This is a genomic window from Nakamurella sp. (assembly GCF_044224575.1).
In the GTDB taxonomy this organism is placed as follows: Bacteria; Actinomycetota; Actinomycetes; order Mycobacteriales; family Nakamurellaceae; genus Nakamurella.
In genome coordinates this window covers 478075-490001 of the sequence record NZ_JBGAKE010000001.1, presented here as the reverse complement: position 1 = coordinate 490001, position 11927 = coordinate 478075, and the positions used below count along the sequence as shown (strand labels likewise).

Sequence of the window (11927 nt, the reverse complement as noted above, 5' to 3'; positions counted from 1 at the left end):
GCCGGTCGTCGACCCGGATCGTTTCCAGGGGCCGGACGGGTCCTATCCCGGTCACTGGACCTCGGCCGGGCAGCCACAGGCGTGGCACCAACCGGAGAACCGGGCAGTGGCCCGGGAAACGATGTCGCTGGTCGAACGGGCCCTCGACGACCTCCCCGAGCGGCAGCGGATCGTCGTTACCCTGCGTGACGTGCACGGGCTGTCCAGCGACGAGGTCTGCGGGCTGCTCGACCTCACCGCCGTGAACCAGCGCATGCTGCTGCACCGTGGTCGATCGGCGCTCCGCACGGTCTTGGAGGGGTACTACCGGAGCTGACCCGGCCGGGTCGCTCGGCCGACGATCACGACACCCGAGGCTGATCAACTCGGCCCGAGAACCGGCATCTCGGGCGACATCTGCTGAGTTCATCAGCCTGGCTCAGGCACCGTCCCGCGCCGGGCCCGCTGCCCGGACCCGCCGCCCCGGACCGCCGCACCGCCCGCCCGCCCGGAATCACAGCAGGCCGGCTCGCCGAGCCCGCAGTACGGCGTCCGCCCGCGATTGTGCGCCCAGCTTGCGGTAGATGGACCTCAGGTGCGTCTTGAGCGTGTTCGGACTGACGAACAGCGCCGCCGCCAGATCCCGTTGCGTCATCGGCCCGGGCAGCAGGGCCAGGATGTCGATCTCGCGTTCGGTCAGCGGCGGCGGCCCGTCGGTCGACGGGCCGGCGGTGGGACGGCCGACGGCCGCCGGTTCGGCAGCCAGCCAGGCGAGCACCACCGGCCCGGGATCCGCGCACCGGCGAAGCAGCGCCCGCGTCCGGGCGACGAGATCGTCGGCGGCGGAAGGCTCCTCGGGCGACGCTCGGCGCAGCGCACGGGCCGCGGTGATCGCGGCGGCGGCCTGCTCGATGACACCCGCGCCGCGGCCGGCCAACCGGACCGCGTCGCGGGAAGCCGCGACGGCCGCGACCCAGCTCTCGCCGGCCAGCGCCAGATGCGCCCGGGCCAGCGCGGGGAAGGCGGCGACGAAGTGCCGATCACCGGCCTGCTCGATCAGCACCTGCGCCTCGGACAGCCGGTCGTCGGCGGCGTCCGGCCTGCCGTCCAAGACCGTCACCAGCGCCCGGCACCCCGTCGCGTAGATGCCGGCCAGCCGGTTCCGGTCGCGGTCGGCCAGCCGGCTTGCCTCGTCGAGGGCGGCATCGGCGCGGTCGAGCGCGCCCTGCCAGAGGGCGGTCACCCCGATCAGCAGACTGTGCACGGTCAGATCGAAAGCACCCCCGCCGGGGTCGATGCCGACCAACCGGGCCGCCGCACCGGTGACGTCACCGGTCTTGAACGTGTGCAGCGCCCGGATCAACCGGGCGTCGCCGGTCAGCGGCCCCACCGCCTCGATCCGGCGGAGTTCGACCTCCACGCTGTCCAACCGACCCGCATCGATCGCCAGCCAGAGCCGCGCGGCGGTAAGCCTCGGGTCGGCAGTCACTTCCTCATCGGACAGTCCGCGCAGCCACGACTCGACCGTCCGCAGCTGACCGGCGTTGAAGGTCCGTCGCCAGGCCGCCGCGATCAGGTTCGCCGTCGTCCGTCGATCTCCGGCGGCGACGGCGTGCCGGATCGCCTGATGCTGGTCGCCGTGCCGCGCGTACCACCGTGCGGCGCGTCGGTGCAGGTCCGGGATCTCGGCGGCGGCGGTCCGATTCAGTTCGTGCAGCAGGATGTCCCGGAACAGCTGGTGATAGCGCAACCACCGATGCTCGTCGTCCAGCGGGGTGAGGAACAGGTTGGCGCGCTCGATCTCGTCCAGCACGCGGGCACTGTCGGCCCGGCCGGTCACGGCCGCGCACAACGGCGCACACAGCCGGCTCAGCACCGCCGTGCGCAACAGGAAGTCCAGGGTGGACGGGTCCTGCCCGGCCAGCACCTCCTCGCCCAGATAGTCGACGACGTGCCGGTCCGCACCGGTGAACCGGGCGATGAACGCCGACGGGTCGTCCGCCGCACCAGGTGGCAGCCCGCCCAGTCGTAGCGCGACCAGGTGCAGGCCGGCCGCCCAGCCCTCGGTCCGTTCGACGAGCCGCCGCACGTCTGGCTCGGGGAGCGGCTCACGCAACCGTCCCCGCATGAGTTCAGCGGCCTCCGCAACGGTGAAATGAAGTGCATCGCTGCGGATCTCCACCACCTCGCCCTGCAGGCGCAACCGGCCGATGGTCAACGGGGGGTCGGACCGGGTCAGCACCAGTAGGTGCAGCGCGGCCGGCCGGTGGTCCAGCAGCCGGGAGAGTTGCCGGTGCACCACCACATTGCGAACCGCGTGGAAGTCGTCGAGCACCAGCAGAAGCGGCGGCGTCGTCGGCGCGGCCAACGCGTTGACCAGCGCCGGCAGCACGTCCCGGTCGATGTCCACCCCGGCGGTGTCCAGCACCGACAACGCCGGCCGGCCGGCCGCCGGGACGGCAGCGGAAACGGCGTGCAGGACATGACGCCAGAACCGGATCGGATCGTCCTCGGTGCGTTCCAGCCACACCCAGCCGCTCGGTTGGCCCGCGCGGCTCAACCAGTCCGCGACCAGAGTGCTCTTGCCCCAGCCGGCCGGTGCGACGACCAGCGTCAGCGGCACGGTGCCGGCCCGGTCGAGGATCTGATCCAGCCGCGGGCGGTGGACCACCGGGTGCCGCGATCGCGGGGTGAACAGTTTGGTGGCGATCACCCCACCGGTCGGGTCGGCGGCGATCGGGGGTTCGGACGAGCCGGGATCGGGCGGGTCCGGGAACCCCGGTGAACGGGTTCGGGTCATCCGGCCGCACTCACCCACCCGGTCGTCGTGGTCCTGTCGATCCGGCTGTCACGCCGGCGTCGCTCGTGGGACACACTAAGGGTCGACCGGCGCCCTGGCGGGCTCGGGCGACCACCGGTCGGCCAGCGTCCTCGCCGGCTCCGGCGACCTGGATGCAGCAGGGTCCAGGCGCAATGGATGTGTTCCGGATCGCTCGACGAAGGGATTCCCGGATGGCGGCGCGGGGGCTCGATTGCAGCGAGATCGTCGAGCTGGTCACCGACTACCTCGAGGGGGTGATGGACGCGCGTGCCGCGGCCGCGTTCGAGGAGCACCTGCTGCTATGCCAGGGCTGCCGGCACTACGTCGAGCAGATCCGCCGGACCATCGACACATCAGGCGGCATCGTCGATTCGCCGCTGTCCGGGCCGGCCGAGGCCGCCCTGCTCGAGGCGTTCCGGAACTTCCACCGGCCGGCCTGACGCTCGGGCAACCCGCAGGGCGGGCCGGCATGCCGGCCCGATCAACCCAGCTGCGCCCGGCCCGTCCGGAAGAACTCGAGGATGCCGGCCGGGTCGGCCGGACTCGGCAGCTCCCGCGCCGCGCCGAACGGCTGGTTCCAGAACTCCCCGGCCGGCACCGCCCACGGACCGACGTAGGCGTACGGCGCGGCGATCCGGGAGTCGCCCGGGGACACCCCGTAGTTCACCTGGTCGACGGTGATCCCGACGTCGAAATGCTCGGGCCACAGGACGGGTTGCTCGGTCGGGTCCAGCTCGCGAAGCGCGCCATCGCCGGCCGTCAGCGCGCCGAGAATCCGACCGGCGGCTGCCGGGTCCAGGTCGACCCGATCGTCGAGGCCGATCGTCGGCCCCCCGGAGTAGACGTCGGTCAACCGGCGGGGTTCGATGCCGGCGGCCGCGGCCAGATCGCCGAGCCGGCCGCGGATCGGAACGCGTCCGGTCGGGGTCACCAGGTCCGTTCCGGCCACCGCGGCACCGCCGGTCACCCAGCCGGCAAAGCCGTCGGGACGCACCGTCAGCCGGATGTCGCCGCGCGCGGCGTATTGCGGTCCGGCGACGAGCACCTCCGCGACCGCGTGCAGGGCGGCCCGGGTCCGGGTCAGCCGGTCGAGTGCCTCGGTGTTCATCGTGTTCATCGTGTTCATCGTGTTCATCGGGGTCCTTGGGGTCCTGGGTGGTCGGCGTCACGAATCGGAGGGTCACGGTACTGACCGTGCACGGGTGAGTACCGGGTCGAGGAAAGGCGTGACATGACGATCGAGGCAGGCCGTGACGTGCCGGCGACGGCACCGGGTGCTCCGGACGGCGACGGATCCTGGTACCGGGTGCCCGATGACCGGCTCCCCGCCGACGGGCGGGTGACGAGCGTGGTGGTGGACGGTCGGAGCCTCGCGATGTCGCGATGCGGCGGCCGGCTGGGGGCGCTGGAGAATCGGTGTCCCCATCAGGGCGGCCCGTTGGGGGAGGGCTCCATCGAGAAAGGTCTGCTGCGCTGCCCGTGGCACGGCTACGACTACGACCCGATCACCGGCCAGCCGCCCGGCGGGTTCGACGACGCGGTCCCCGGCTTCCCGGTGCGGCAGGACGTCGACGGCACCTACGTCCGGTTGCCCGCGCCGACGCCGGCCGCCCGATCGGTCGCCGACGTGATCGTGTCCACCCTGGTCGCCTTCGGGGTCACCCAGTTCTTCGGCATGGTCGGGCATTCCAACCTGGGCATCGCGGACGCCCTGCGCCGGGCCGAGGAGCGAGGCGAGATCCGCTATATCGGGATCCGGCACGAGGGTGCCGCGGCCTTCGCCGCATCCGCGTACGGCAAGCTCACCGGGCGGCCGGCCGCCTGTCTGGCCATCGCCGGCCCGGGGTCCACCAACCTGCTCACCGGCCTGTACGACGCCCGGCTGGATCGGTCCCCGGTGGTCGCGATCTCCGGCCAGGTCCCGTCGAACGTGTTGGGCCGCGGCGCGTTTCAGGATCTGGACCTGTCATCGGTCTTCGCCGACGTTGCCGTGTCCTCGGTGACGGTGCAGGCCGGCAGCAACCACGCCGAACTCGCGGCGCTGGCCGTCAAACACGCCGTGGACGGCCGCGGAGTGGCCCACCTGGTGCTGCCCGACGAGGTCCAGGTGCAGCCGTCGGAGGTGCCGGCGGGCACCCCGACCGGGCGGCTGTCCGGGCCGGCCGGGACCCCGCCGGCGGCCGACCTGGCCACCGCCGCTGCGTTGATCGGCGGCGCCCGGCGGCCGGTGTTCGTCGCCGGCCACGGGGCCCGGTCCGGGCGAGCCGAACTGCTGGCGCTGGCCGAGCGGCTCGGCGCGCCCGTGCTCACCACCTTCAAGGCCAAGGGCCTGGTGCCGGACACCCATCCGCTCGGGGCGGGCGTGCTCGGCCGCAGCGGTACTCCGGTCGCCAGCTGGTTGATGAACGAGTCCGACGTGGTCATCGCCGTCGGCGCGTCGTTCTCCAACCACACCGGCATCGCCACCTACAAGCCGGTCGTGCAGATCGATGACGACCCGGCCGCCATCGGCCGGTTCGACCCGATCGGCGTCGGCCTGGTCGGCGACGCCGGCGCCACCCTGACCGCGGTGTCCGCCGCCCTGGACCGGGTGGCGGCGCAGGACCAGCGACCGGATGTGGCCGAACGGTGGGCGATCTGGCGGGCCGAGAAGGCCCGCCGGGTGGCCGACGACCGTGGCCGCGGCGTATCGGCGGCGGCCGTCTTCGACGCGCTGTCCCGGCACCTGCCGACGGACGCGGTCGTCACCGTCGACGTCGGCAACCACGCCTACTCGCTCGGCCGCTACCTGGAGTCGGCCGGGCAGCCCGTGCTGATGTCCGGCTACCTCGGGTCGATCGGGTTCGGCTACCCGGCCGCGGTGGGCGCCTGGGCCGCGGATCCGAGCCGCCCGGTGGTCGCGGTGACCGGCGACGGCGGGTTCGGCCAGTACGCGATGGAGGTGACCACCGCCGTCAAGTACGGCATCCCGGTCAAGCACGTGCTGCTGGACAACGGATCCCTCGGCAAGATCGCCAAGGAACAGCTAGCGGCCGACTACCCGGTCTGGCACACCTCGCTGCGCAACCCGGACTGGGCGGCGTTCGCGACGCTGTGCGGGGCGGTCGGCATTCCCGTGCACGCCCGCGGCGAACTCGACGACGCGATGGCCCGCCTGTTCGCGGTGGACGGGCCGGCGCTGCTGCACGTGCATCAGGACGCCGACCTGCTGTGATCGGCCTCGGCCGCGCCGAGGTCCGGAGCGCGGCCGGGCTCGCCGGTTCGCTGATCAAACCCGCGCCCGGCGCCAGATTCGCCCGATTCTGCCGCGGCTTTGATCAGCGAAGCCGGCAGCGCCCCCCGGGGAGCGCCCGCGGTCAGCGGTACTCGGGGTTCTCGAAGTCGAACCGGCAGCCCGCGTCCCAGGCGGACCGCTGGTTGCCGTGCGCGGGAATGCCGCCGGCGTCCTTGAGCAGGCGGGCCAGGTGCATCAGGTTCCAGGTCATGAACGTGGTGTTCCGGTTCGTGAAGTCGTTCTCCGGGCCGCCCGACCCCGGATCCAGGTAGGAGGGGCCGGGACCGGCCTCACCGATCCACCCGGCATCGGCCTGCGGCGGGATGACGTAGCCCAGGTGCTGCAGGCTGTACAGGACGTTCATCGCGCAGTGCTTGACCCCGTCCTCGTTGCCGGTGATCAGACAGCCGCCGACCCGGCCGTAGTAGGCGTACTGGCCGGCGTCGTTGAGCAGGTGCGAGCACGCGTAGAGCCGTTCGATGATCATTTTCATGACGGAGCTGTTGTCGCCCAACCAGATCGGGCCGGCCAGCACCAGGATGTCGGCGGCCATCACCCGCTCGTACAGGGCCGGCCACTCGTCGCGTTCCCAGCCGTGCTCGGTCATGTCGGGCCACACACCGATCGCGATCTCGTGGTCGAGGGCACGGATCTCGTCGACCCGGACGCCGTTGGTCGTCAGGATGTGCTTGCTGACGTCGATCAGACCTTGGGTGTTACTCGGCTCCGGGGACTTCTTCAGGGTGCAGTTGACGAACAGCGCACGCAGATCGTCGTAGCGGGCGGGCGTTGCGGACTCGGCCATCGGTGACCTCTCGACAGGCTCCCGGGGGAGCACGACGGAAACGCCAGGTGAGTCACCGCGGCCCGGTCGAGTGTGACGCTCGGGTGCCCGCGCGAGACCACACCCAAGCCCGCATCGGGCATCGGGACTCTCTGCATGGAGGTCGGCATGCCGGACGTGTCGTTCGAGAACCTGCTGTTCGTCTTCGGAGTCGCGGTGGCCGTGCCGCTGCTGCTCGGCGGCGCGCCGCGGCTGCGCATCCCGTCGGTCGTGCTGGAGATCGTCGTCGGCGTGCTGATCGGGCCCAGCGTCCTCGGCTGGGTCGAGGTCGACCTGCCGGTGCAGATCCTGGCGGTGTTCGGGCTGGCCTTCCTGCTGTTCCTGGCCGGACTGGAGATCGACCTCGGCCGGCTGCGCGGCCGGGTGCTGCGACTGGCGTCGCTCGGCTACCTGATCACGGTGCTGCTCGGCGTCGGGGTGGGCGCGGCGACCGCCGCAGCCGGGTGGGTCCGGTCGCCGATGTTGGTGGCGATCACCCTGTCCGCGACCTCGCTGGGCCTGGTCGTCGCGGTGCTCAAGGACGCTCGCCGGTCGGACGGAGCCGTCGGGCAGCTGACCATCGCCGCGGCTTCGGTCGCCGACTTCGGCGCGATCGTGCTGCTCACGCTGTTCTTCTCGACCTCCGGGGGGTCGGTCGGCGAGCACGCGGTGCTGCTGATCCTGTTCGCCGGACTCGTCGGTGTGGCGGCCATGCTGCTGCTGCGGGTCCGCCGATCCCGGCGCATCGGCGCAGTCCTGGAGCGGTTGCAGGACACCACCGCCGAGATCCGGGTCCGGATCGCGGTGCTACTGATGATTGCGCTGGTCGTGCTGGCCTCCCGGTTCGGGTTGGAGACGATTCTCGGCGCGTTCCTGGCGGGGGCGCTGGTCGGGCTGGTCGACCGGGATGCCTCGTCGCACCCACGGTTCCGGGCCAAGCTGGACGCGATCGGCTACGGGTTCCTGATCCCGATCTTCTTCGTGTCCAGTGGGGTGCGGCTCGACCTCGGCGGGCTGCTCGACAACCCATCCGCGGTGGCGTTGGTCCCGCTGTTCCTGGCCACACTGTTGCTGGTGCGGGGGATCCCGGCGTTGCTGTGGGCCCGATCGTTGCGCGGGCGGGAGACGGCGGCATCGGCGCTCCTGCAGGCCACCTCGTTGCCGTTCATCGTCACCGCGACCCAGATCGGCACGGCCGCCGGACTGATGTCGCCGGTCATCGCGGCCGCCCTGATCTGTGCCGGGCTGCTGTCGGTCGCGGTGTTCCCGGCCGTGGCTCTGGTGCTGTTGCGGCGTCGGACGCCCGTCGCCGCCGAACCGCTGCTCGCGGCGCCCGACCCCGCGAGCTGAGGCTCCCGGTCGACCCGCCGAGCCGGGCCGTCGGGCAGGACGCCGAGCCGGGCGGGCTGCGCCGCCGGCCGACTCGTGCTGCCGGGGGCGGAAAAGGGCTGACGCCGACGTGATCGACGGCGCCGCGCCGGACCGTCACAACCGCGCGGGACCGCGTACTCACCTGACGAAAGCCGGTGCCCGGCCGGGCACCGGCTCCACCGGGCAGGGAGGTCCCCATGAACGTGCCACGAAAGCTGCGCACCGCAACCATGACCGGCGTGGCCGTGATCGCCGCGCTCGCCCTGTCGGCCGGACAGTCCGCGGCCGGCGAACGCTGCATCGAGGTCCGCGGCAGCTACGTCGAACACCCGGCGAGCGGCCCCGACTGCGTGTCGCCCGTCGGCCTGTGCATCGCCGGCACCTACCGCGGCGACATCGACGCCTCCTTCGCCGGGACGGCGAGCAGCATCGTCACCACCGCCGACACCCCGGCGACAACCGTCTCGTTGTTCACCTCCGACTCCACGATCACCGGCCGGTTCAAGCAGTGGCGGGGCACGCTGATCGTCAAGAACGCCGGCTCGTTCGCCGCAGGCGGAGACGGATCGATCGTGGACCTGCAGACGATCGTCGGCGGCACCGGCCAGTTGTCCGGCGCGACCGGCTCGATCCGGGCGAGCGGTACCTTCACCTTCCCCGACGGCGGCCGATCCCAGTACCTGGGCACCGTCTGCCGCGGCTGACCGGAACGCGAGAAGCCCGCCCCCGGTGGATCACCGGGGGCGGGCGTCGTCATGCCGGACGATCAGATGACGGCGATACCGGCCGGGCTGCCGCCGGCGCCGAAGTCGACGGGAGCCTGGTCGCCGTTCACGGTCTGCGGGAGCCCGCCGAACTCACCGACCTTGCGCAGCGACCCGTCGTCCCGGATCTGCCATCCGGCCACCCTGCCGGAGCCGGGCAGCACCACGTACAGGAAGGTCCCGTCCGGGCTGACCCGCGAATCCAGCGGTGTGCTGCCCTGCACGTTGCCCGGGTGCTCGGTGGTGCCGGCCACCGGGTTGAGCAGGGTCAGGGCGCCGTTCGGCCCCACGCGGTAGCTGGAGACCGTGCCGGAGCTGTAGTTCGCGCCGAAGGCGTAGCGGCCGTTGTTCACCAGCCAGCAGGTGTCCAGCTGATGGTCGGGCACGCCGGGGGTGATCGGGGTCAGCGTGCCGTCGCGGTTGATCCGGTACGACCCGGCGGCCCCGGTGATCGACGTGACCCCGCCCACGTCCTCGACCGGTCCGCCGACGAACTCGCCCACCAGCAGGTTGCCCCGCCGGTCGAAGGAGAAGCCGAACGGTCCGCGGTGGCCGAAATCGGTCCGCACGAACGTGTTCGCGGGACGACCGGACGGGTCGACGGCGAACGTGAGAATCCGGCCGGGCCCGGTCGCCTCGGTTCCGGGGGCGAGCGCCGGGTCGGGTCCGTCCTTGATCGAGACGACCAGCCGGCTGCCGTCCGGGGTGAAGGAGACCTGGGCCGGGTCGTACAGCGGGTCCGGAGTGAACCGTTGCTGGTTCGCCGCCAGTTCGCGGGTGGAACCGGGGATGCGGACGAGCTTCCCGCGGGTGGTGAGCCGGAAGCCGGTGATGCTGCCCTGGTCCGCGCTGTTCAACACGTAGACGAGGTCGTCGTGTTGGGCGACGCTGTTCGGGAACCGCCGCCCGGCCGACCCGTCTCCGGTCGGCTCCACGTCGGTCAGCTCCAGCCGATCCGGGTGCACGCGGAACACCGACACCGAGTTGCTGCCCGCGTTGGCGACGAACAGCCAGCGCTGGTCCTCCGACAGCCGGACCGATTCGCCGGCGCCCAGCCCGTCCCCGGCGAACCGCTGGGACGGGCCCGAGCCCTGCCCGCCGGTGTCGAAAACGCCGGCCTTGGTGAGCGTTCCATCGTTGCCTCGGCGGTACATGACGACCTGATTGGCCGGCTGTGACGGGTCGGTGGAGTTGTTGTGGTTCGTGCCGACGAACACGGCGCCGACCGGGCGGGTCGTGCTCGCGGGCGGGCCGCCGGGCGAACCGCCGGCCATTGCCGGTGAGCCGGCGAGCAGGACGGTACCCAGGCCGATCGCGGCGGCCAAGGCCGGGACGATGGCAGTGCGGATCCTCATGGTTCCTCCAGGTGAGGTGGGTCGCGGGTGGTGGATCGAATCGGTCAGAAGTGAGCCAGCACCGGGCAGTTCGAGATCAGCCCGCTGGCGGACAGCGGGGCGCCGTCCGGGTTGGTCAGGTCGCCGCGTCCGGCGGCGGCCAGTGCTTCGAGTTCACCGTGCAGCGCGGTGCGGTGCCCGCTGGCGACGGCCGCGTCGGACCACGTGCTCACCTGCAGATCCCACATCGGGCTGTAGCTGTCCCCGGCGACGATGCCGGGCACGGTGGCGAAGACGTCCAGCACCTGCGCGCCGGGGTCGGACAGCGCGCTGTCGAGGCCCTGCCGCTGCGGGTTGGTCGAGCCGGTGGGACCATTGGTGACCACGTAGTTGGCCGAGACCGCGCTGCCGGGCCGGTTGCCCGTGCCGACCGGTAGACCGGACAGTCGCGGCGCGTAGGTGGTCGCCTCCAACGCGGAGACCAGGGCCGAGTTCGAGTCCAGGCTGACGAACAACACGGCGCGGCCCGCGGAGGTGGCCGGGCTCGTCGCGAACGTGACGGTCCGTCGGGCCGGTGAGATGGCCGTCGCCCGGTCGATCACCTTCGCGTGGTCGACATTCCCGTTCGGAAATTCGATGTCGGCCGCGGCCACGTCGAACGCGACGATCGTCGCATTCAGCACCGCGTTCGACCCGCGGACCCGCACCAGGGGGGAGTAGTCGTCGTCGCCGACCGAGCCGGGGACGGCCGCGAGGGGCGGGAAGGCGTGCGGTGCCGGACCGGGCACGACCCGGCGCTCGGGCGCGAAATCGACCGTCCCGCGGTCGAACACCAGGGTCTCGCCGACGAGGGACGCGCTGCGCACCGCCGTGGCCGGGGCGTTGCCGAGTTTGGCGGAGTAGTTGGCCCGGTACCGGCGCGCCAACTGCCGGTCCGAAGCGTCGGTGACGACGTACCAGACGGGTCGACCGTCCCGCATCCGTCCTTCGTACAGCGGCAGCGTGACGGTGCCGGCGACGGTGTCGATCCGCGCGGCGGGCAGGATCGATTGTTGGGCGTAGCCGACCGGGTAATACCCGGCGACCGCGGGTGGCGCGGGGCGGGGATCGTCCATGGCCGGCGGTGGGCCGCTTCGCTGCATCGCCGTGTTCGGCGCGTCCGGTGTCGCGGCGGCCGTGGCCGCGGTGAACCCGGTGGCGGCCAGGGTCAGTGCGGCGGCCGCGAGCATCGATCGGGTGAACCTGCGCGTTGCAAGCGATCTGGGCGTGGGGGACATCTGACCTCCGGTCGGGTCACGGCATCAGCCGGACGGAAAGGGGTTGCCGCCGCGCCTATCCGACTGTGGACAGGGCGAGAGCCGCTCGCGAGCAACGAGTTGACTCGACGAGCAGAACGGCATCTGTGTGTCCCGGTGCCACCCCGGGTCGTGACAGACCACTCCGGAACCGCGGCCCCACGGTGGCGACCAGGGGCCGGTGGCTGCGGAGCCGACCGAGTGATTCGCCGTTGATACCGCGCCCACGGGCCGGGATCGCCCGCGAATCCCCGGCGACGCGGATA

General features: G+C 72.2%; 10 protein-coding genes. 5 read left to right on the top strand and 5 right to left on the bottom strand.

What is annotated here, in order from left to right; translation table 11 throughout:
- A partial coding sequence (locus ACILSK_RS02250) for a sigma factor-like helix-turn-helix DNA-binding protein (protein WP_395725463.1) occupies positions 1–316 on the top strand: 316 nt, incomplete at its 5' end.
- Between the two features lie 177 nt (positions 317–493).
- Here the strand turns inward: ACILSK_RS02250 and ACILSK_RS02245 are convergent.
- Positions 494–2779, bottom strand: a complete 2286-nt coding sequence (locus ACILSK_RS02245; RefSeq protein WP_395725462.1) for a LuxR C-terminal-related transcriptional regulator — start codon at positions 2777–2779, stop codon at positions 494–496.
- Between the two features lie 212 nt (positions 2780–2991).
- Between ACILSK_RS02245 and ACILSK_RS02240 the strand changes: the two genes are divergently transcribed.
- The gene (locus ACILSK_RS02240; protein ID WP_395725461.1) at positions 2992–3240 is read left to right on the top strand and encodes a zf-HC2 domain-containing protein; all 249 of its coding nucleotides are present in this window, start codon (positions 2992–2994) and stop codon (positions 3238–3240) included.
- A 41-nt stretch (positions 3241–3281) separates the two neighbouring features.
- On the opposite strand, the gene ACILSK_RS02235 is transcribed toward ACILSK_RS02240, so the two are convergent.
- A complete protein-coding gene (locus tag ACILSK_RS02235; protein WP_395725460.1) occupies positions 3282–3935 on the bottom strand; it encodes a hypothetical protein in 654 nt (217 codons plus the stop codon).
- A gap of 96 nt (positions 3936–4031) precedes the next feature.
- On the opposite strand from ACILSK_RS02235, the gene ACILSK_RS02230 reads away from it, so the two are divergent.
- Positions 4032–6014, top strand: coding sequence for a thiamine pyrophosphate-binding protein (locus ACILSK_RS02230; protein ID WP_395725459.1), 1983 nt, complete (start codon positions 4032–4034; stop codon positions 6012–6014).
- A 142-nt stretch (positions 6015–6156) separates the two neighbouring features.
- Here the strand turns inward: ACILSK_RS02230 and ACILSK_RS02225 are convergent, their stop codons facing one another.
- Positions 6157–6879, bottom strand: coding sequence for a flavodoxin family protein (locus ACILSK_RS02225; protein ID WP_395725458.1), 723 nt, complete (start codon positions 6877–6879; stop codon positions 6157–6159).
- Positions 6880–7026: 147 nt separating this feature from the next.
- Between ACILSK_RS02225 and ACILSK_RS02220 the strand changes: the two genes are divergently transcribed.
- Together ACILSK_RS02220 and ACILSK_RS02215 are read left to right on the top strand one after the other, a co-directional pair.
- Positions 7027–8247 (top strand): cation:proton antiporter, encoded by a 1221-nt coding sequence (locus ACILSK_RS02220; protein ID WP_395725457.1) that lies wholly within the window; start codon positions 7027–7029, stop codon positions 8245–8247.
- Positions 8248–8465: 218 nt separating this feature from the next.
- Positions 8466–8972 carry a hypothetical protein gene (locus tag ACILSK_RS02215; RefSeq protein ID WP_395725456.1) on the top strand — a complete coding sequence of 169 codons (507 nt, stop codon included), beginning with the start codon at positions 8466–8468 and terminating at the stop codon, positions 8970–8972.
- Positions 8973–9034: 62 nt separating this feature from the next.
- On the opposite strand, the gene ACILSK_RS02210 is transcribed toward ACILSK_RS02215, so the two are convergent.
- Both ACILSK_RS02210 and ACILSK_RS02205 read right to left on the bottom strand, forming a co-directional pair.
- A complete protein-coding gene (locus ACILSK_RS02210; protein WP_395725455.1) occupies positions 9035–10387 on the bottom strand; it encodes a lactonase family protein in 1353 nt (450 codons plus the stop codon).
- Positions 10388–10431: 44 nt separating this feature from the next.
- Complete coding sequence (locus tag ACILSK_RS02205; protein ID WP_395725454.1) at positions 10432–11595, bottom strand: hypothetical protein; 1164 nt, start codon at positions 11593–11595, stop codon at positions 10432–10434.
- Positions 11596–11927: the final 332 nt, after the last annotated feature.

What these genes read in the sequence shown, in the direction of transcription:
- ACILSK_RS02210 (WP_395725455.1), bottom strand. Translation starts at nt 10,387, where the DNA reads ATGAGGATCCGCACTGCCATCGTCCCGGCCTTGGCCGCCGCGATCGGC.
- ACILSK_RS02225 (WP_395725458.1), bottom strand. Translation starts at nt 6,879, where the DNA reads ATGGCCGAGTCCGCAACGCCCGCCCGCTACGACGATCTGCGTGCGCTG.
- ACILSK_RS02220 (WP_395725457.1), top strand. Translation starts at nt 7,027, where the DNA reads ATGCCGGACGTGTCGTTCGAGAACCTGCTGTTCGTCTTCGGAGTCGCG.
- ACILSK_RS02235 (WP_395725460.1), bottom strand. Translation starts at nt 3,935, where the DNA reads ATGAACACGATGAACACGATGAACACGATGAACACCGAGGCACTCGAC.
- ACILSK_RS02240 (WP_395725461.1), top strand. Translation starts at nt 2,992, where the DNA reads ATGGCGGCGCGGGGGCTCGATTGCAGCGAGATCGTCGAGCTGGTCACC.
- ACILSK_RS02215 (WP_395725456.1), top strand. Translation starts at nt 8,466, where the DNA reads ATGAACGTGCCACGAAAGCTGCGCACCGCAACCATGACCGGCGTGGCC.
- ACILSK_RS02205 (WP_395725454.1), bottom strand. Translation starts at nt 11,595, where the DNA reads ATGCTCGCGGCCGCCGCACTGACCCTGGCCGCCACCGGGTTCACCGCG.
- ACILSK_RS02230 (WP_395725459.1), top strand. Translation starts at nt 4,032, where the DNA reads ATGACGATCGAGGCAGGCCGTGACGTGCCGGCGACGGCACCGGGTGCT.
- ACILSK_RS02245 (WP_395725462.1), bottom strand. Translation starts at nt 2,779, where the DNA reads ATGACCCGAACCCGTTCACCGGGGTTCCCGGACCCGCCCGATCCCGGC.